General features: G+C 64.4%; 15 protein-coding genes. 11 read left to right on the top strand and 4 right to left on the bottom strand.

Annotation, left to right across the window (positions count from 1 at the left end; all coding sequences use genetic code 11):
* Nucleotides 1-60: 60 nt before the first annotated feature.
* On the bottom strand, nucleotides 61-855 hold the full coding sequence (locus IPF76_RS16380) for a helix-turn-helix transcriptional regulator (RefSeq protein WP_293846240.1): 795 nt from the start codon (nucleotides 853-855) through the stop codon (nucleotides 61-63).
* A gap of 122 nt (nucleotides 856-977) precedes the next feature.
* Here IPF76_RS16380 and IPF76_RS16375 point away from each other — a divergent pair, with 122 nt between their 5' ends.
* Entirely contained in the window at nucleotides 978-1,370 is a 393-nt protein-coding gene (locus IPF76_RS16375; RefSeq protein ID WP_293846239.1) for a hypothetical protein, read from the top strand.
* Here the strand turns inward: IPF76_RS16375 and IPF76_RS16370 are convergent.
* The gene (locus tag IPF76_RS16370; protein ID WP_293846237.1) at nucleotides 1,367-1,822 is read right to left on the bottom strand and encodes a universal stress protein; all 456 of its coding nucleotides are present in this window, start codon (nucleotides 1,820-1,822) and stop codon (nucleotides 1,367-1,369) included. The two genes, IPF76_RS16375 and IPF76_RS16370, sit on opposite strands and share 4 nt — an antisense overlap.
* Nucleotides 1,823-1,983: 161 nt before the next feature.
* Between IPF76_RS16370 and IPF76_RS16365 the strand changes: the two genes are divergently transcribed.
* From IPF76_RS16365 to IPF76_RS16335, 7 genes are all read left to right on the top strand, one after another.
* Complete coding sequence (locus tag IPF76_RS16365) at nucleotides 1,984-3,318, top strand: pyruvate dehydrogenase complex dihydrolipoamide acetyltransferase (RefSeq protein ID WP_293846235.1); 1,335 nt, start codon at nucleotides 1,984-1,986, stop codon at nucleotides 3,316-3,318.
* Nucleotide 3,319: 1 nt separating this feature from the next.
* Entirely contained in the window at nucleotides 3,320-4,717 is a 1,398-nt protein-coding gene (gene lpdA, locus IPF76_RS16360; protein ID WP_293846233.1) for a dihydrolipoyl dehydrogenase, read from the top strand.
* A gap of 193 nt (nucleotides 4,718-4,910) precedes the next feature.
* The gene (locus IPF76_RS16355) at nucleotides 4,911-5,558 is read left to right on the top strand and encodes a phosphatase PAP2 family protein (RefSeq protein WP_293846231.1); all 648 of its coding nucleotides are present in this window, start codon (nucleotides 4,911-4,913) and stop codon (nucleotides 5,556-5,558) included.
* Between the two features lie 47 nt (nucleotides 5,559-5,605).
* Complete coding sequence (locus tag IPF76_RS16350) at nucleotides 5,606-6,034, top strand: hypothetical protein (RefSeq protein WP_293846230.1); 429 nt, start codon at nucleotides 5,606-5,608, stop codon at nucleotides 6,032-6,034.
* 48 nt (nucleotides 6,035-6,082) lie between these two features.
* A complete protein-coding gene (locus IPF76_RS16345) occupies nucleotides 6,083-7,003 on the top strand; it encodes an aminotransferase class IV (RefSeq protein WP_293846228.1) in 921 nt (306 codons plus the stop codon).
* Nucleotides 7,000-7,734 (top strand): HAD family hydrolase, encoded by a 735-nt coding sequence (locus IPF76_RS16340; protein WP_293846226.1) that lies wholly within the window; start codon nucleotides 7,000-7,002, stop codon nucleotides 7,732-7,734. The genes IPF76_RS16345 and IPF76_RS16340 overlap by 4 nt, the downstream gene beginning before the upstream one ends.
* Before the next feature lie 268 nt (nucleotides 7,735-8,002).
* Nucleotides 8,003-9,337, top strand: a complete 1,335-nt coding sequence (locus tag IPF76_RS16335; RefSeq protein WP_293846225.1) for an amidohydrolase family protein — start codon at nucleotides 8,003-8,005, stop codon at nucleotides 9,335-9,337.
* Between the two features lie 31 nt (nucleotides 9,338-9,368).
* On the opposite strand, the gene IPF76_RS16330 is transcribed toward IPF76_RS16335, so the two are convergent.
* Entirely contained in the window at nucleotides 9,369-10,151 is a 783-nt protein-coding gene (locus IPF76_RS16330; RefSeq protein WP_293846223.1) for a tyrosine-protein phosphatase, read from the bottom strand.
* Between the two features lie 2 nt (nucleotides 10,152-10,153).
* Complete coding sequence (locus IPF76_RS16325; RefSeq protein WP_293846221.1) at nucleotides 10,154-10,957, bottom strand: crotonase/enoyl-CoA hydratase family protein; 804 nt, start codon at nucleotides 10,955-10,957, stop codon at nucleotides 10,154-10,156.
* 35 nt (nucleotides 10,958-10,992) lie between these two features.
* Between IPF76_RS16325 and IPF76_RS16320 the strand changes: the two genes are divergently transcribed.
* The 3 genes from IPF76_RS16320 (at nucleotide 10,993) to IPF76_RS16310 (ending at nucleotide 12,760) form a co-directional block, all read left to right on the top strand.
* The gene (locus IPF76_RS16320; RefSeq protein WP_293846219.1) at nucleotides 10,993-11,715 is read left to right on the top strand and encodes an acyl-CoA dehydrogenase family protein; all 723 of its coding nucleotides are present in this window, start codon (nucleotides 10,993-10,995) and stop codon (nucleotides 11,713-11,715) included.
* A gap of 65 nt (nucleotides 11,716-11,780) precedes the next feature.
* Complete coding sequence (locus IPF76_RS16315) at nucleotides 11,781-12,059, top strand: hypothetical protein (RefSeq protein ID WP_293846218.1); 279 nt, start codon at nucleotides 11,781-11,783, stop codon at nucleotides 12,057-12,059.
* Nucleotides 12,056-12,760, top strand: coding sequence for an acyl-CoA dehydrogenase family protein (locus tag IPF76_RS16310; RefSeq protein WP_293846216.1), 705 nt, complete (start codon nucleotides 12,056-12,058; stop codon nucleotides 12,758-12,760). Before IPF76_RS16315 ends, IPF76_RS16310 begins: the two co-directional genes overlap by 4 nt.
* Nucleotides 12,761-12,803: the final 43 nt, after the last annotated feature.

Raw genomic sequence — 12,803 nt, 5'->3', positions numbered from 1 at the left:
CATCGGTCGTACGTAACGTCGATGACTGGAGATTGCTTCGCGTCGCTCGCCATGACGGCGTTATTTTCCCGCCAGCTTCTGCAACAACGCCGCGCTCTCCCCATCTGCTGGAAAAAACGCCTCGATCGCCAGTTCCGACAGCGTGATATCGACCGGCGTCCCGAAAATCGTCACCGTCGATACGAACGCGATCCGCCCCGCATCGGTGTTCAGGATCAGCGGCACCGCGATGCTGCTGGCATGACTGCCGCGATGCTCGGCGCTGTGGTCGTCGCCTTGCACCGCATAGCCCGCCAGCTCGTCGCGCAGCGCGATCAGCCCGGCATCGGCGCTCGCCGCAATCTGGACGTCCATTCGCTCCAATATATGCGCGCGCCATTGGCCATAGTTGACGATCTGCGGCGCCAGCCCTTTGGGATGCAGCGCGATGCGCAGCACATTGACCGGCGGCGCCAGCAGGGCAGGGGCGACCTGCGCGATCAGGATCGCGATCGCCTCGTTCGCGGCGATCATGTTCCAGTGCCGATCGACCGCGAGGGCAGGATAGGGCTCATGCCCCTTTAGCACATGCTCGACGATCGCGCGGACGCCCGCCATTTCGGGGCTGTCGAGCGGGCGTTCCTGATAGTCGGGGGCGTAGCCCGCGGCGAGCAGCAGCGCGTTGCGGGCGCGGTGCGGGACTTCGAGCCGGTCGGCGATGCGCCCGAGCATCTGCACGCTCGGTTTCGATCGACCCGTCTCGATAAAGCTCAAATGCCGGGTCGAGATCTCGGTATCGAGCGCCAGATCCATCTGGCTCATCCGGCGGCGGCTGCGCCATTCGCGGAGTTGGGCGCCGAGCGGTGCGGGTTGCATGATCGTCTCCTTTGCCGCGAGAGCTATACCCCGGCTTTCTGCTTTTCCATTACCTCGCGCGTAATCGACTGGGTGCATTTTGGGCGGCAGATGGAGCGGGCCATCCAAAAAGGAGAACCCCAATGTCGCTCTTCACCCTCAAGAACACGCTGATCATCGATGCCATCACCTGCACCGGATTGTTCGTCTTTTGCGTCTTGGCGACTGCGACGGTCGCCACCCTGCTCGGCCTCCCCTCCGAACTGGTGACCGTCGCAGGCTGGATCGGGCTGCCGTCGGCGCTGCTGATGCTGTTCGTTGCCAACCAGAACGTACCGAACAAGGGGCTCGCAAACCTGATCGCAGCCGGTAACCTGGGCTGGGTGATCGCCAGCTTCGCGGTGCTGGCGATGTTTGCCGGTCAGATGACCGCGCTCGGCACTGCGGTCGTCATCGTCCAGGCGATCGGGGTGCTGGTTTTCGCGATCTATGAAGCCAAAGGAGCGGCCGCTTTGCCGCGCACGATCACCATCTAACTCAGCGCATCGAGCCGCGCGAGGTCGATCCCGCCTGGTACGATCATCACCGGACAGGGCAGCGTTCCGGCGTCCTGTCCGGTGAAATGCGCCACCAGCGGCCCCGGCGCGCCGTTCGCAGCGGTCGCCAGCACCAGCGCCGCAATCTCGTCGCTGGCGTTGATCACCTCACGCACGACATCGGCGGGCTTGCCCGACTTCACCATGATCTGCGGCGTCACGCCGGCTTCCTGCACCACGGCATCGGCGGCGGCGGCGACCAGTTGTTCGGCATGTTCGCGCGCTTCGGCCTCGATCGTCGCTTGCACGCTGCCAAAGGCGACGAAGTCCTGCGGCGTCACGATCGCCAGCACCGCCACTCCGCCGCCGGTCCGCGCCGCGCGCCGCGCTGCAAAGCGCAGCGCCAGCGACGCCTCCGGGCTGTCGTCGATCACCACCAAATATGTCCGCATCGCCCCGACCCCCATTATGCTTTTTGCGAGTGGAGAGTGCGTTACATTCGTATGAAAGGCAAGTTTGCCCCGCTGGACCTTGACCGTCACAATGCTTAAGGCAAGGAACAAGCCGTAGCGGCAGGCACCGCCTGCAAGACTGACAGGGAACACGCCGAACCATGCCAATCGAACTGAAAATGCCCGCCCTCTCGCCGACGATGGAGGAAGGCACGCTGGCCAAATGGCTGGTCAAGGAAGGCGACACCGTCAAATCGGGCGACCTGCTGGCGGAGATCGAGACCGACAAGGCGACGATGGAGTTCGAGGCGATCGACGAGGGCGTGGTGAGCCAGATCCTGGTCGCCGAGGGCACCGATGGGGTGAAGGTCGGCACCGTGATCGCGGTGATTTCGGGTGAGGGTGAGGATGCGAGCGCGAAGGCTGCTCCGGCGCCTGCTGCGAAAGAAGAAGCTAAAGCCGCTGAACCTCAAGACGTCACTCCCGCGAAGGCGGGGGCCGCTAGCCAGAGTGCGCCCACGCCAGCGGCCCCCACGTCCGCGGGGGCGACGGAAAAGGCTGCTCCTGCCACCGCCGCATCGGGCGAACGTATCAAGGCGAGCCCGCTTGCCAAGCGTCTCGCCGCCGAACGCGGCATCGATCTGGCAACGATCATCGGCACCGGCCCCGGCGGTCGGATCGTCAAGGACGACCTCGACGGCGCCCCGGCGAACGCCGCTGCACCCGCAGCCGCAGCCGCTCCCGCTGCAGCAGCCGCGGTACCTGCGTCTGCGCCAGCCGCCGCTGGCCCGATCCCCGATTTCGGCATCCCGCATGAGGACACAAAGCTCAACGGCATGCGCAAGACGATCGCGCGCCGCCTGACCCAATCGATGCAGGAAGCGCCGCATATTTATCTGACCGTTGACATCCGACTCGACGCGTTGCTCAAGCTGCGCGGCGAGCTCAACGCCAGCCTTGAAAGCCGCGGCGTTAAGCTCAGCGTCAACGACATGCTGATCAAGGCGCTCGCGGTCGCGCTCGAACGCGTGCCCGCGTGCAACGTCAGCTTCGGCGGCGATGTGATGCGCCAGTACAGCCGCGCCGACATCTCGGTCGCGGTCAGCATCCCCGGCGGGCTGATCACCCCGATCATCACCGACGCGGGCGGCAAGTCGATGTCGAAAATCTCGACCGAAATGGCCGAGCTCGCGGCGAAGGCCAAGGAAGGCAAGCTCCAGCCCAACGAATATCAGGGCGGCACCGCCTCGATCTCGAACATGGGCATGATGGGGATCAAGCAGTTCACCGCGGTGATCAACCCGCCGCAAGCAATGATCATGGCGATCGGCGCGGGCGAGAAGCGTCCTTATATCGTCGACGACGCACTCGCGATCGCGACGGTAATGTCGGCGACCGGCAGCTTCGACCACCGCGCGATCGACGGCGCCGATGGGGCGCTGCTGATGAAGACGTTCAAGGAGCTTGTCGAAAGCCCGCTGGGACTGGTGGCCTAAGATGGCTGACACCAATTACGACCTTATCGTTCTCGGTTCCGGTCCCGGCGGCTATGTCGCCGCAATCCGCGCGGCGCAGCTCGGGCTCAAGACCGCGATCGTGGAGCGCGAGCATCTGGGCGGCATCTGCCTCAACTGGGGCTGCATCCCGACCAAGGCGCTGCTGCGCTCGGCTGAGATCTATCATTATATGCAGCATGCGGGCGATTACGGTCTGATCGCGCAGCAGATCAGCGCCGACATCGACGCCGTCGTGAAGCGGTCGCGCGGGGTCGCAAAACAGCTGAGCCAGGGCGTCGCCTTCCTGATGAAGAAGCACAAGATCACCGTCCATATGGGCGAGGGCAAGCTGACTGCGCCGGGCAAGATGGAAGTGAAGGGCGAGAAGGGAACCGAGTCTCTCTCCGCCAAGAATATCATCGTCGCGACCGGCGCGCGCGCTCGCGACCTGCCCTTCGCCCCCGCCGACGGCAAGCGCATCTGGACCTATCGCCACGCGCTCGTCCCGCCCGAATTGCCCAAGAAGCTTCTCGTTATCGGATCGGGTGCGATCGGAATCGAATTTGCGAGCTTTTACAGTGATATGGGCGCCGACGTCACCGTGGTCGAAATGCTCGACCGCCTTGTGCCGGTTGAAGATGCCGACGTGTCGGCCTTCCTCGAAAAGCAGCTCAAAAAACAGGGCATGACGATCTTTACAGGCGCCGGGGTCGAGGAACTCAAGGCCACCGCGAACGGCGTCACCGCGAAGATCAAGACCAAGGACGGCAAGAGTGAATCGGCCGAATTCAGCCACGCGATCGTCGCGATCGGCATCGTCCCGAACACCGAAAATATCGGGCTCGAAGCCCTCGGCGTGAAGACGACCAAGGGCCATATCGACACCGACGCGATGTGCCGCACCAATGTGCCCGGCATTTGGGCGATTGGCGACGTCACCGCGCCGCCGTGGCTCGCGCACAAGGCAATGCACGAATCGGTGATTTCGGTCGAGGCGATCGCGGGCAATCACCCGCACGCGATGGACGTCCGCAACATTCCCGGCTGCACCTATTGCCGCCCGCAGATCGCGAGCGTCGGACTGACCGAAGCGAAGGCCAAGGAACTGGGTTATGAGGTCAAGGCCGGAACCTTCCCTTTCATCGGCAATGGCAAGGCGATTGCGCTCGGCGAATCCGAGGGTTTCACCAAGACCGTGTTCGATGCGAAAACCGGCGAACTGCTCGGTGCGCACATGATCGGCGCCGAGGTCACCGAGCTGATCCAGGGCTATACGATCGGCAAGACCGCCGAACTGGTCGAGGATGATTTCATCGGCACCGTCTTCCCGCATCCGACGCTGAGCGAAACGATGCACGAAGGCGTGTTGGCAGCGTTCGGCCGACCGCTGCATATTTAGCGACCTGCTCGAGCGATTTGTAAGGACGGCGCGTTCATTCCGTCATTGCGAGTGAAGCGACGCAATCCTGAACGGTTTTCGCGCGCTCTGGATTGCCGCGTCGCTTCGCTCCTCGCAATGACGAGGCACGCCCGCGTCAATCGGTGACCGCGGTTTGTTGCTCTGTGCGCGAGCTTTCGCCATAGGCGGTCGCGTGAATATTGCTGCCAACCGCATCGCCATCATTCGTTGCGCCCTGATCGCGGCACTGCTTTTCGCACTGGTTAGCGCCGTCGCGGCGGCGGGCTGTGCCGATGGCTTCGACCGGCAGATCAGTGCCGCTCTGGCCATGACGGCGGACTCGGCGCCGCAAAGTTGGATCCTGTTTATGCAGGGCATCAGCTGGATCGGCGGCGGACTGCCACGCTGGGGAATCGTCATTCTGCTGTGCGCGCTGGTCTGGCACTGGTGCGGGCCGCGCTGCGCGGTGGCACTCGGCGGAGCGTCGTTGCTCGCCAATCTCGCCTCGACCCTGCTCAAGATCGCAGTTGGTCGGCCACGTCCCGATCTGGTGCCGCATCTCGACCATGTCTCCAGCGCATCCTACCCCAGCGGTCATGCGACGAGCGCGGCGGCGGTGTATCTGTTGCTTGCGTGGCTCGCGCCGCCGCGCTGGCGGACGGCGGCTTGGGCGCTGGCGGCGACCATGATCATCCTCAACGCCTTCTCGCGCATCATGCTCGGCGTGCATTGGGCGAGCGACATCGTCGGCGGGACGTTGCTCGGGGCCGCCTTTGCGCTCATTGCCGTTTGGTGGGTTGGCCCGCGTGGTGCCCTGCAAACAGGCACGATAAGGGAATAGTAAGCTCTCGCTGCTACCGAAGACCGCGGCATCATGGGAGCTGCGGCATGACTATTTCCCCCGGCAAAGTGCTTGGCGTCATCGGCGGGCTCATTCCGCTCGTCTGGATCGGTTGGCTGCTACGCCATTTCGTTGGTGTCGGTGGTGGCACCGCCGAGGGCGTGGCGGGGATCGGACTGGGTCCGACGGTGATCGGGCTGTCGATCGTCGGCCTGTTGTTCGCCCTGCCGCTGATCATAAAATTGCTGCGCGCCACAACCGGCGTCGATCGTGTTCCGGGCGCCAGCTTTGAAACCAAACTGAAACCCGGCGAAGTGGTCGTGGAGCCGGCCTTCGACGCCGATGCGGCGTTCGCCAACTATATGCGCAAACGCGAAGCAGGCGTGGTGGGGAATGTTTCGGTCAATCCTGCCGACCATGAATCGTCGGAACCGTTCGCCCCGCGCCCGTCAGGCTTTGGCCGCAAGTCGGTTTAGCCGCCGCTCCGCTCTCGACAGCAGCGCGCCAGCGGCTACGAATGTCGCATGGCACAAGGCACCCACGATTTCGTCCCCGATCCGCGCAACGACGCGATCCTGATCAACGTCAACGGCACGCTGGTGCCGCGTGCGCAGGCCAGCGTGTCGGTGTTCGACAGCGGCTTCATGCTCGGCGACGGGATGTGGGAGGGGATTCGCGTTCACAACGGCCGCATGGCGTTCCTCGACCAGCATCTCGATCGATTGTGGGAAGGCGCGAAGGCGATCGCGATGGACATCGGGATCGATCGTGCGGCGCTGACCCGGCGGATCTACGACACCATCGACGGCAACGCCATGGACGCCTGCCACATCCGCTTGATGGTCACGCGCGGCATCCGCTCGACCCCCTATCAGGATCCGCGCGTCGTCATCTCGCCAGCGACGATCGTGATCATTGCCGAGCATAAGGATCCGCTGCCGTCGACGGTCGAGAAAGGTCTGTCGTTGTTCACCGTGCATGTCCGCCGCGGCGACCCGGCGGTGCAGGATCCCAAGCTCAATTCGCATTCCAAACTCAACTGCATCACCGCGTGCATCCAGGCGGCGCAAGCGGGCGCCGACGAGGCGCTGATGCTCGATCCGCACGGCTTTGTCGCGACGTGCAATTCGACGCATTTCTTCATCGTCCGCAAGGGCGAGGTGTGGACGTCGAGCGGCGATTATTGTCTGGCGGGGATCACCCGCAGCAATGTCATCCGCATCTGCCGCGACAATGGCATCCCGGTGTTCGAGAAGAATTTTTCGCTCACCGAGGTTCATGGCGCCGACGAAGCGTTCGTGACCGGCACCTTCGCCGGAGTCGTGCCGGCGCATACGATCGACGGGCGCGTGTTGACCGCGGGGCGCGGGCCGATGGTCGAGCGGCTGCAAGGGCTGTACAAGGCGTTGATCGAGCGTGATATCGCGGGGCGCGACCGCCCGTGAGCGGCGGCATCCGCATCGCGATGTGGTCGGGTCCGCGCAACCTGTCGACCGCGATGATGCGCAGCTTCGGCAGCCGCGCCGATAGCTTCGTGACCGATGAGCCCTTTTACGGCGCCTATCTGAAAGCAACCGGCGATCCGCAGCCAATGGCCGACGAGGTGATGGCGTCGATGGATTGCGATTGGCACGGTGTCGCACGCAGCTTGACCCGCGCCTGTCCGACCGGCGCGTCAATCTGGTACCAGAAGCATATGGCGCACCATATGGTGGGGCCGATCGCGCACGATGATTTGCCGGGGCTCCGCCACGCCTTCCTGATCCGCGATCCGGCGCGCGTCGTCGCGAGCTATGCCGCGAAACGCGTCGCGGTGCGTCCCGACCATCTTGGCACCGATAAGCAGGTCGAATTTTTCGACCGCGCGGCGGACCGTCTGGGCCATGCGCCGCCGGTGATCGACAGCGCCGACATCCTGCGCGATCCGCGTGCGTTGCTGCAGAAATTGTGCGCGGCGTTGGGCATTTCATGGGATCCTGCAATGCTGCATTGGCAGGCCGGGTTGCGGCCGACCGACGGGATATGGGCGAGCCATTGGTATGACGCGGTAGCGTTGAGCACCGGCTTTGGCGCGCCCGACAAGCGGCAGCCCGACCTGACCCCGGAGGCCCAGAGCGTCGCCGACGACTGCCGGCCCCACTACGACTATCTGGCGCAGCACAAGATCAAAGCCTGAAACTTTTCCATCCTCCCTGCCGCGTAGTGTTCAGACCGGGGACATCGTTTTCAGTTGTTCGGAGACATCGTTTACACTTTTTGCTGGTTGGCCGGGGAGTGGAGCGATGCCGTTCGCCAAAGCCCCGCCGTCAGCGGCTACGCCGCTGCCACCTCCCCATGGCTGCGCCACAGGAGGAACAATTTTGCCCCGCCGCAACTTTCCGCTGTCCTATTAAGGCCCGCTTTGCCATCAAGATTGCGGGCATCAACAACAGGGCGGGTCAAACATGCAATCGCGCGTGAAGTTCGGCAGTTTTCTGCGGGGAATCGCTTTTGGCGCTCCCGCTCTTTTTGTCGCCACGAGCCTGCCCGTGCAGGCACAGGAACCCGCCGGTCAGACCGTGGTCACGGCCGCGCGCTACGTCGACGTGCTGACCGGCAAGACGGTCGAATATCCTGCGATCTTCGTCGGCCCCGATGGCCGCATCACCAACATCGCCGACGCGCGGGTCATCAAATGGGGCAGCGACGTCAAGCATATCAACCTCGGCGACAAAACGCTGCTTCCCGGCCTGATCGACATGCACGTCCATCTCGACGGCCCCGCCGACATCGGCGGCTATCGCGGGCTGGAATTTACCGACAGCTTCTGGGGCATGACCGCGGTCAAAAATGCGCGCGACATGCTCGACGCCGGATTCACGACGGTGCGCAATGTCGGTTCGGACAACCGCAACGACATCGGGCTGAAACAGGCGATCGAGGCAGGCTATGCGGTCGGGCCGCGCATCGTCCCAGCGGGCTATGCCTTGGGCGCCACTGGCGGCCACTGCGACAGCACCTATCTGCCGCCCAGCCTGGAAAAGAAGGACGGCAAGGAGGAGGGGATTGGCGACAGCCCCGACGAGCTGCGTTATCAGGTGCGCCGCCAGCGCAAATATGGCGCCGAGGTCATCAAGGTGTGCGCGACCGGCGGGGTATTTTCGCGTAACACCGAGCCGGGCCAGCTGCAGGTTCCCGAAGCCGAGCTGCGCGCGATTGCCGACGAGGCGCACCAATGGGGGCTGCGCGTCGCCGCGCACGCGCATGGCGGGGCGGGGATCCGCGCCGCGATTGCTGCCGGGATCGACACGATCGAACATGCCAGCCTGGTCGACGACGAGGGAATCCGCATGGCGGTGGCGCGCAAGCAGCCGGTGTGGTTCTCGATGGATATCTTCAACACCGAATATACCCAGGCCGAAGGCGCCAAGAACGGCGTGCTCGAGGATAATCTGCGCAAGGATCGCGAGATCGCGCAGATCCAACGCGATAATTTCCGGAAAGCTGTGAAAGCTGGCGTCCGCATGGTGTTCGGTTCCGACGCCGGGGTGATGCCGCACGGGCAGGTCGGCGGCCAGTTCCGCGTCATGGTCGAATATGGAATGACGCCTTTGCAAGCGATCCAGGCCGCGACGAAGAATGCCGCCGAGGCGCTGGGGCGCGAGAAGGACGTCGGGGCGATCGCGGTGGGGCGTTATGCCGATCTGGTGGCCATCGATGGCAATCCGCTGACCGATGTGCGCCAGCTGGAAAGCATCGATGCGGTGGTCAAAGGCGGAGTGCTGGTGAAGGGCGAGTAAGCGCGGGCATCGCCGCCTGCGGGGGCGATGGTTAGTTCACCACCAGCTTATCCGCGATCGCGTCGCGCATCTCGGGGGTGAAGTTCAGCACCGCCTCGGCATAGGTCGCCACATCGCCATGGTCGCGGCGCACGGTGGTCAGCGCAGCATCGAGGAAAATTGGGTTCACCGACATCAACGTACGGATTGCATCGTCGTGGATTTGGGCATTGTAGCGGGCGCGAATATGGTCGCCGCCCTGCGCGATGCGCTCCTCGATGTTGCCCGCGCTGTTGGTGAGCAGATAGTCGTGCATCAGGTCATCTTCATGCACCCCGAGCAGCCGGTGAACGACGGCGACGGCAAAACCGGTGCGATCCTTGCCCGCGACGCAATGAACCAGGCTCGGCGCATCATATTCGGCGAGTGCCGCCAGATATAGCCGCAGCGTGTTCACCAGCACCGGGCGATAGGGCATGCCGGCATAGACATCGATCATCCGCGACCGCGCCGTGTCGTTGTCGATCGTGTCGCCTGCGGCCTGCAAATGGGGGGCGAGACCTGCAGTATTGCCCTCGGCGTACAAGACGCGCGCCGAAAAACCTTCCGGTCGCCGGCACGGATGCAGCGCGCGTTCGTCGTCGCCGCGCAAGTCAATGATCGTTTCGATCCCCAGCTTGTCGATCGCCGCCAGATCGTCGTCGCTGGCGTCCTGATGATGCGCCGAACGCCACAGCATGCCGCTGCGCAGTCGCCCGCCGCCTTCGACCGCATAGCCGCCATAATCGCGGAAATTGTGGATACCGGCCAGGGGCAGGACGCGCTCGGCAATCATGGTCATTCTCCTGTAAACACCGGCGGGCGTTTTTCGACGAAGGCGTTGATCGCCTCCCGGTTATCGGCCGTCTCGTGCACGATCGCCTGATAGGCGGCGCTGAGCTCCAATATGTCGCTCATCCGGCTATGCTGCGCCTCGCGCAGCAGCCTCTTTGTCAGGCGCAGCGCGCGGGGCGGATTGCACACGATCCGTTCGGCAATCGCGACCGCGCGTTCGAGCAGTTCCGCGTCGGGGACGACGTCCGTCACCAGACCATATTCCTTTGCCTGGGCCGCGTCAAAGCGGTCGCCGGTCAGGAACAGTTCGGCCGCGCGCGGGTAGCCGAGTATCTTCTGGAGCAGCCATGCGCCCCCATCGCCGGGGACGATCCCGACCTTGATAAAGCTGCACGCGAACTTCGCGCTTTCGGCGGCGATACGGATGTCGCAGGTGCAGGCAAGGTCGGCGCCAAGGCCGATCGCATGGCCGTTGACGGCGGCAATCATCGGCACTTCACAGTCCATCAGCGCGCGGATCACCGCCTGCACCCCCTTGCGATAATTGGCGCGGGTGGAGTCGGGCTGGTCGAGCACCCCGATGCCGGTGCGATCCTGCATGCCTTTCAGGTTGCCGCCAGCGCTGAACGCCTTCCCGCTGCCGGTCAGAATGATCGCGCTGACGCTGCGATCGTCGCCGAGGGTGCGCAGCGTGTCGATGATGTCCTGGCAGTCTTCGTGGGTGCCGATCGCATTCATGCTTTCGGGCTTGATCATTGTCAGGATCGCAATCTTGCCCCGCCGCTCGACACTCAAAAACTCGCCCATGATCAAAATCCTTTCCTGTTGGCAAAGGCTATTGCATGGCGGTGGGGACATGCAAGGCAGGCGATGTCGTGGCGCGCGCCAACTGCTGGGCGAGCTTCGATGGGGATTTCAGCCGCGCGCTGGGCGCCGCCGGTTACATCGGGATGACCTTGCCCAGCCGCTATGGCGGCGGCGACCGGCATCCGCTGGAACGCTATGTCGTGATCGAGGAACTGCTGGCGGCGGGCGCGCCGGTTGGCGCGCACTGGATCGCCGACCGCCAGACCGGGCCGCTGATCGTGCGTTACGGCAGCGAGGACCAGTGCGAGCGCTATCTGCCGGGGATTGCGAAGGGTGAGCTTTATGCGTGCATCGGCCTGTCCGAACCGGGAGCGGGGTCCGACCTGGCTGCAGTGCGGACGACGGCGCGTGAAACCGCCGAGGGCTGGCGCATCAACGGGCAGAAAATCTGGACCACCGGAGCGCATTTTTCGCACATCATGCTGGCACTCGTGCGCACCGAAGAGGGGAGCGCGCGCAACGCAGGATTGAGTCAGCTGCTGATCGATCTCGATACCCCGGCATCACGATCCGCCCGATCATCGACATGGCGGCGCATCATGATTTCAACGAGGTGTTTTTCGACGATGTCCTCGTCCCGCACGGCGCGCTGGTCGGGACGCGCGGGCAAGGGTGGCAACAGGTCACCGCCGAACTGGGTCTCGAACGATCGGGGCCGGAACGCTATCTGTCGAGCCACGCGCTGTTCTCCGCACTGATTGATGCGGCGGGCGCCGATCCCGACGCGGCAGTCGCAGCGCTGATCGGCGAACTGGCGGCCGAAATGTGGACGCTGCGCCAGCTGTCGATGTCCACCGCGGCCAAGCTGGCGGCGGGCGAAGATCCCATGGTCGAGGCGTCGGTGGTCAAGGAATTGGGCAATGCGTTCGAGCAGGACATGCCGCGCCGGGTGCAGGCGATCGTGGGCTGCGGCTGGGACGATACAGACGATCTGGCGCGTCTGCTGCGTGCGCTGCTTATCGCATCGCCCAGCTTTTCGCTGCGCGGCGGGACGCGCGAGGTGATCCGGGGAATTATCGCGCGCGGACTGGGCCTGCGATGAGCGCGGCGCGCGAGATGCTGTGCGACACCGCGCGCGCAGTGTTCGCAGAGGCGGTGACGACGGGGATTGCGCCCGTTGCGGACGCGGGATTTGAGCTGCTGCTTGTGCCCGAAGCTGAGGGCGGTTTCGGCGGCGACTGGGGCGACGTCAATGCGGTGTTGCAGATTGCGGGGTTGCGGATCCCGGATCTGCCGGTTGCCGAATTGCTCCTGCACGGTCGGGGTGAAGGGTTGCATGCTGCGGCCACGGTAAGCCTGATGGCCGGCGCGATGGGGCAGGCGCTAGCGCTGTCGATCGAGCATGTGAACACGCGGCAGCAATTCGGGCGGCCGTTGGGGAAATTCCAGGCGGTGCAGCAATCGCTGGCGGTGATGGCTTGCGAGGTGCGCGCGGTGGAGGCGGCAGCGGCGGCGCTGGCGACGCGATTGGATGCCGTGAGTCTCGATCCCGCTACGGCGGATTTCGAGATCGCTGCGGCGAAGCTGCGCGCCAACCGCGCAGTGGGGGTCGTTACCGGCATCGCGCATCAGGTCCATGGTGCGATAGGGTTTACCCGCGATTATGACCTCAACCGGGTGACGATCCCGCTGATGCGCTGGCGCAGCGCGTATGGGAATGACGCTTACTGGGCGGCGCGGCTCGGGCGGCAGGTAACGGGATTTGGCGGGCGCGGATTGTGGGACGCAGTGACGGCGCGATGAGCGAGCTGTTCTGCAATAATGTCATGGCGAGCGCAGCGAAGCA

Origin of the sequence: Sphingopyxis sp. (assembly GCF_016704835.1) — a bacterium.
Lineage (GTDB): Bacteria > Pseudomonadota > Alphaproteobacteria > Sphingomonadales > Sphingomonadaceae > Sphingopyxis.
This window is presented reverse-complemented; position numbering and strand designations above follow the sequence as displayed.

Bases quoted from the DNA above. Each gene is read 5' to 3' on its own strand.
- IPF76_RS16320 (WP_293846219.1), top strand. From the start codon at position 10,993: ATGGCGGTGGGGACATGCAAGGCAGGCGATGTCGTGGCGCGCGCCAAC.
- IPF76_RS16365 (WP_293846235.1), top strand. From the start codon at position 1,984: ATGCCAATCGAACTGAAAATGCCCGCCCTCTCGCCGACGATGGAGGAA.
- IPF76_RS16325 (WP_293846221.1), bottom strand. From the start codon at position 10,957: ATGGGCGAGTTTTTGAGTGTCGAGCGGCGGGGCAAGATTGCGATCCTG.
- IPF76_RS16380 (WP_293846240.1), bottom strand. From the start codon at position 855: ATGCAACCCGCACCGCTCGGCGCCCAACTCCGCGAATGGCGCAGCCGC.
- IPF76_RS16375 (WP_293846239.1), top strand. From the start codon at position 978: ATGTCGCTCTTCACCCTCAAGAACACGCTGATCATCGATGCCATCACC.
- IPF76_RS16350 (WP_293846230.1), top strand. From the start codon at position 5,606: ATGACTATTTCCCCCGGCAAAGTGCTTGGCGTCATCGGCGGGCTCATT.
- IPF76_RS16330 (WP_293846223.1), bottom strand. From the start codon at position 10,151: ATGATTGCCGAGCGCGTCCTGCCCCTGGCCGGTATCCACAATTTCCGC.
- IPF76_RS16370 (WP_293846237.1), bottom strand. From the start codon at position 1,822: ATGCGGACATATTTGGTGGTGATCGACGACAGCCCGGAGGCGTCGCTG.
- IPF76_RS16345 (WP_293846228.1), top strand. From the start codon at position 6,083: ATGGCACAAGGCACCCACGATTTCGTCCCCGATCCGCGCAACGACGCG.
- IPF76_RS16310 (WP_293846216.1), top strand. From the start codon at position 12,056: ATGAGCGCGGCGCGCGAGATGCTGTGCGACACCGCGCGCGCAGTGTTC.
- lpdA (WP_293846233.1), top strand. From the start codon at position 3,320: ATGGCTGACACCAATTACGACCTTATCGTTCTCGGTTCCGGTCCCGGC.
- IPF76_RS16315 (WP_293846218.1), top strand. From the start codon at position 11,781: ATGTGGACGCTGCGCCAGCTGTCGATGTCCACCGCGGCCAAGCTGGCG.
- IPF76_RS16335 (WP_293846225.1), top strand. From the start codon at position 8,003: ATGCAATCGCGCGTGAAGTTCGGCAGTTTTCTGCGGGGAATCGCTTTT.